This window comes from Flavobacterium sp., assembly GCF_036405015.1.
In the GTDB taxonomy this organism is placed as follows: Bacteria; Bacteroidota; Bacteroidia; order Flavobacteriales; family Flavobacteriaceae; genus Flavobacterium.
On sequence record NZ_DASWYK010000245.1, the window covers coordinates 1 to 5,045 of the forward strand.

General features: G+C 35.4%; 2 protein-coding genes and 1 pseudogene. 2 read left to right on the plus strand and 1 reads right to left on the minus strand.

The features are described 5' to 3' along the window. Positions 1 to 675, plus strand: a 675-nt coding sequence (locus tag VGE71_RS21515; protein WP_331140159.1) for a hypothetical protein, incomplete at its 5' end; no start/stop codon positions are given. 53 nt (positions 676 to 728) lie between these two features. Here the strand turns inward: VGE71_RS21515 and VGE71_RS21520 are convergent. Beyond that, on the minus strand, positions 729 to 4,169 hold the full coding sequence (locus VGE71_RS21520) for a methylmalonyl-CoA mutase family protein (protein ID WP_331140160.1): 3,441 nt from the start codon (positions 4,167 to 4,169) through the stop codon (positions 729 to 731). A gap of 293 nt (positions 4,170 to 4,462) precedes the next feature. Here VGE71_RS21520 and VGE71_RS21525 point away from each other — a divergent pair. Next, a pseudogene (locus tag VGE71_RS21525) lies at positions 4,463 to 5,045 on the plus strand (L,D-transpeptidase); the annotation flags it as partial.

The window sequence follows — 5,045 nt, forward strand, 5'->3', positions numbered from 1 at the left end:
TTAAAAATTCAAGAAGCACAAATTAAAGCCGTTGGAAAAGTTCGAATTATTGAACAATTCAGTGATTTTTTAGCAGAGACTAATTCTAATATGAATTTATATTATTGGATAATATTTTTTTTAACAATCGGCGCAGTCACAACAGTTGCATGCAGTGTCCCAACATTGTTAGATTCTTTTAAAACTTATAGTTCCTATTTGACACTATTAGGTTGCAATGCAAATTCTTGGCAAATATTAAACTCTGCAATTGGAATTTTGATTGTAAAACTTCCTTGGGCATTGTGCTTAAGTGCAGTTTTTACGGGTATATATAGATTACTAAAAAGTTTACTTGTTACTTATGAAAAAATAAACCAAGATAAAAGAAATATGTCTGCTATTTATGCAGTTTCTGGTAATATAGCATCAGCTCTTAATGACTATGGTATGGCAATAGCTGAACATGAAATTGAAGATGATGAAACTGGGGAAATGATTACCGTTTTGCGAGCTAAAAACAAAGAAGTAAATCAAAAAAAAGAAAGCTTAAAATGGAATCAAATAATGAATTATTTTGAGGGAATGCAACATCAAAAAGTTGATATTTCTGAACCAGAAGATCCAGATAAACTCAAACCAATTACAGATTTATTAAATAAATTAATTGATAAAATTCCAACTACAACTCCATAACAAAAAACCTCTCATAATTGAGAGGTTTTTCCATAAATCTATAAATAAAATAATTACATATTCCTCCTATACTGCCCGCCAACTTCAAACAACGCCGAAGTAATCTGACCTAACGAACAAACTTTTGTAGCTTCCATTAAATAATCGAATAAATTTTCGTTTTTAATAGCTGCTTCTTGTAACTGGCTTAAATGCTCGTTTACTTTTGCTACGTGGAAATTATGCAGATTGTCCAGCATGGTAATCTGGTATTGTTTTTCTTCTTCTGTGGCACGAATTACCTCAGCCGGAATTACCGTTGGCGAACCTTTAGAACTCAAGAAAGTATTTACACCCACAATTGGGAAATCTCCGTTGTGTTTTAAGGTTTCGTAATACAAACTTTCTTCCTGAATTTTAGAACGCTGGTACATCGTTTCCATTGCGCCTAGAACGCCGCCTCTTTCTGTGATTCTGTCGAATTCTTGTAAAACGGCTTCTTCTACCAAATCGGTTAATTCTTCGATGATGAACGAACCTTGAATTGGGTTTTCGTTTTTCGCTAAGCCTAATTCTTTATTAATAATCAGCTGAATCGCCATTGCACGACGTACCGATTCTTCTGTTGGTGTTGTAATCGCTTCGTCGTACGCATTCGTGTGCAATGAGTTACAGTTGTCGTAAATCGCATACAAAGCTTGCAAAGTCGTTCTAATATCATTGAAATCAATTTCCTGTGCGTGCAACGAACGTCCAGAAGTCTGAATATGGTATTTCAGCATTTGTGCTCTTTCGTTGGCTCCGTATTTCAATTTCATGGCTTTTGCCCAAATTTTACGCGCCACACGACCAATAACTGAATATTCCGGATCTACTCCATTCGAGAAGAAAAACGATAAGTTTGGTCCAAAATCGTTGATGTTCATGCCACGGCTCAAATAATATTCCACATAAGTGAAACCATTTGATAGCGTAAACGCCAATTGCGTGATTGGGTTTGCACCCGCCTCTGCAATATGATATCCTGAAATCGAAACCGAATAGAAATTACGAACGTTTTTAGTAATGAAATATTCCTGAACGTCTCCCATCAATCGAAGCGCAAATTCAGTTGAGAAAATACAAGTATTCTGCGCCTGATCTTCTTTTAAAATATCGGCCTGAACGGTTCCTCGAACTTGTGCTAACGTTTTTACTTTAATTTCGTTATAAACCTCCAAAGGCAAAACCTGATCTCCCGTAACACCCAAAAGCATTAATCCCAAACCGTTGTTTCCTGCTGGAAGTTCGCCTTGGTATTTCGGTCTTTCGATTCCTTTTTCCTTATATAATTTTGTGATTTTTGCTTCAACTTCCTTCTCTAAACCGTTTTCTTTAATGTAAATCTCACATTGCTGATCGATTGCGGCATTCATAAAGAAACCTAAAAGCATTGGCGCAGGTCCGTTAATGGTCATACTTACCGAAGTCAAAGCATGAACCAAATCGAAACCTGAATATAATTTTTTAGCATCATCTAAACAGCAGATTGAAACTCCCGCATTTCCAATTTTTCCGTAAATATCCGGACGCAAATCTGGGTCGTTTCCGTACAAAGTCACACTGTCAAAAGCTGTAGAAAGACGTTTTGCAGGCATTCCCGCACTTACATAATGAAAACGTTTGTTGGTTCTTTCTGGCCCGCCCTCGCCCGCAAACATTCTCGACGGATCTTCGCCTTCACGTTTAAACGGATATAATCCAGATGCGAAAGGAAATTCTCCAGGAACATTTTCCTGTAAATTCCAACGCAAGATATCGCCCCAACCTTCATATTTAGGCAAAGCAATTTTTGGGATTTGCAAATGCGATAAACTTTCAGAATGTGTCGCGATTTTAATTTCTTTATCACGAACCTTAAAGCTGTAAACTGGATTTTTATATTTCGCTACTTTATCTGCCCAATTCAAGATAATTTCCCAATTGTACGGATCTAAATCCATTTTTACTTTATCAAATTGATTTAGTAAAAGGTTTAAAAAGATTCTGTTTTCGTCGTGTTCTGCGATTCCGCTCGGTAAAACGGTTGAATCGTCGATTCCTGCTTTTGTAATTTGAGGAATTTTTCCAGAAACAGATTCTATCGTTTTGAAGATTCCGTATAATTTCTGAGCAACTTTTTGCTGTGCAATTGCAGTTTCATCGTAATTTCTATTGTTCTCGGCAATTTCAGACAAATAACGTGTTCTTCCTGGCGGAATCACGAATATTTTCTCACTCATTTCTTTAGTGATTTGAAAAGTCGATTTCAAGTCAGAATTCGTCTTTTCTGCCACTTTATCCATGATTGCTTTATACAGCGTGTTCATTCCCGGATCGTTGAACTGCGAAGCGATAGTTCCGAAAACTGGCATTTCATCAGGATTTTTATCCCAAAGATTATGGTTTCTTTGATATTGTTTTTTTACATCGCGTAAAGCATCTAATGCGCCGCGTTTATCAAATTTGTTTAAAGCCACTAAATCAGCAAAATCAAGCATGTCGATTTTCTCCAATTGTGTTGCCGCTCCAAATTCTGGTGTCATTACATATAAAGAAACATTTGAATGATCCATAATCTCCGTATCAGACTGCCCGATTCCTGAAGTTTCCAGAATAATCAAATCATATTTTGCGGCTTTCAAAACCTGAATCGCTTCAGCTACATATTTAGACAAAGCCAAATTCGACTGACGTGTCGCCAGCGAACGCATATAGACTCTTGGATTATTAATCGCATTCATACGGATTCTGTCTCCTAAAAGCGCTCCACCCGTTTTTCTTTTCGAAGGATCGACAGAAACCAATCCGATTGTTTTTTCTGGGAAATCAATTAAAAAACGGCGAACCAATTCGTCCACTAAAGAAGATTTTCCTGCTCCTCCCGTTCCTGTAATTCCTAAAACTGGAATTTTAGAACTTGAATTCATTTCATGAATTTTATCAAAAGCCGATTTTGCAATTTCTGGGAAATTCTCAGCCGATGAAATCAAACGCGCAATTGCTGTTGGAACTTTGTTTTCGATATGATCGATTTCTCCATTTAGTTTGTCTCCGATAGGGAAATCGGCACGTTGAACCAAATCATTAATCATTCCCTGAAGTCCTAACGAACGACCGTCATCTGGAGAATAAATTCTGGTAATACCATATTCATGTAATTCTTCAATTTCGCTTGGCAAAATAACTCCACCTCCGCCTCCGAAGATTTTAATATGTCCTGCTCCTTTTTCGCGAAGCAAATCATACATATATTTAAAGTATTCATTGTGCCCCCCTTGGTAAGAAGTCATAGCAATAGCATTGGCATCTTCTTGAATGGCGGTGCTTACCACTTCTTCTACACTTCTGTCGTGACCTAAGTGAATTACTTCTACTCCGGTTGACTGAATAATTCGGCGCATAATATTAATGGCGGCATCATGTCCGTCAAAAAGTGAAGCAGCAGTAACAATTCTTACTTTATTTTTAGGAATATATGGGATTTGTTGTTCCATTTTATGAATATGATAATTTTCTGAAGGCAATTTACAAAATATTTTAATATTTGATCAACACTATAGCTTTATGTTAACAAAAACAAATCGATTTCGTGAACTCAAAAGGTAACATTTTACGTAAGTAATTGATATAGTTAAAGTAAGCTTAAAGACATGGCAATTTCGCAACATTTAAATAAAATCAATAAACATGTTTTAAGGCACTCTAAAGTAATTTAGCATTGTAGAAAAGCCCCCAAATTTTTACCAAAGCTAGCCATGAAAAAGTAGTAACGTAAAAATTAAAAAAAATGAGAACATTTTATTCATTCACCGTAATTTTAGGTTTGAGTTTTTTTGTATTTTCTTTTAACAGAATTGACAATAATACTCCATCATATAAAAAGACTTCAACCGCAATACACAGTAATAATGACACAGAACTTGCAAATAGCGAAGTGGCAAATGACTTTTTTAAGAGATATTCTGATTTAAGAAAATATAAGTCTGATGTCATGTCATTATACAAAAACAGAACACTCGGAACAATTTGGTTTGATGAAGAAGAAATCAACGAATTTGGATCTGTATTGTATGAAAAAGCAAAAAAAACAAACGATTTAATTGTTCCTTACCAAAAAGAAATTGATCAGTTATTTGACTCGTCTTCAGAAACAAAACTTTCTAAAACCGATGCTGATATGCTTTTGAGTTCATTATATGTAGTGTACACTAAAAAAAGCAATTCAGACAAGAAAAAATTACATTATGATGTCTTGCTAAAAGATTTTCTTAATTATAGTACAATTGAAGAAGCAACTGCAAGTACAAGTGCTGCAACAGACGAAAAAGTGCAATATGACCAATATTACAAATTGCAGGATGTTTTGAAAA

Bases quoted from the DNA above. Each gene is read 5' to 3' on its own strand.
- VGE71_RS21520 (WP_331140160.1), bottom strand. From the start codon at position 4,169: ATGGAACAACAAATCCCATATATTCCTAAAAATAAAGTAAGAATTGTT.